This window comes from Parabacteroides distasonis, assembly GCF_004793765.1.
GTDB classification, from domain to species: Bacteria; Bacteroidota; Bacteroidia; order Bacteroidales; family Tannerellaceae; genus Parabacteroides; species Parabacteroides distasonis_A.
In genome coordinates this window covers 1-443 of the sequence record NZ_SRYM01000158.1, presented here as the reverse complement: position 1 = coordinate 443, position 443 = coordinate 1, and the positions used below count along the sequence as shown (strand labels likewise).

Sequence of the window (443 nt, the reverse complement as noted above, 5' to 3'; positions counted from 1 at the left end):
GAAAGAGAAGCAGGAAGCACAGGTAACGCCAGCCAGTCGGGAGGAAACTCTCGAAAGACTGAACGCAATCGAACAGGCATTGTCGGAATTGCACAGCAACCCAGCTATTCTCGAAAAAGATTTGCAGGCTATTCGAAGCCAACTTGACGACATAAGAAACGGGATGCAAGGTCAGCAGAAACATATCGAGGACACCAAGAAAATAGCATTGGAAACTTATCGTTGTTTCAAGGTAATGATTGATGCTTTGGGTTCTTGCAAGACGGATAAAGAGGAAGCTATGCCCTTATCGCTCTATCAACGGATTTACAACAAGGTCGCTTCTTGGATTCGTCCGGGATTGTTTCTTTTTTCGGCAGTGCTGGTTATCTGTTTCGCTTCCATATTCTTGAATGTCCGTTTGGCTGAACGTATGCAGCAGTTGCAGGACAACGATATGAAAT

1 protein-coding gene is annotated in these 443 nt (G+C 44.9%); it reads left to right on the top strand.

Translation table 11 applies throughout. From position 1 onward, the window contains the following. Positions 1-443 (top strand): hypothetical protein (locus tag E5342_RS19185; protein WP_135960095.1); only part of this gene is annotated, 443 nt, incomplete at both ends.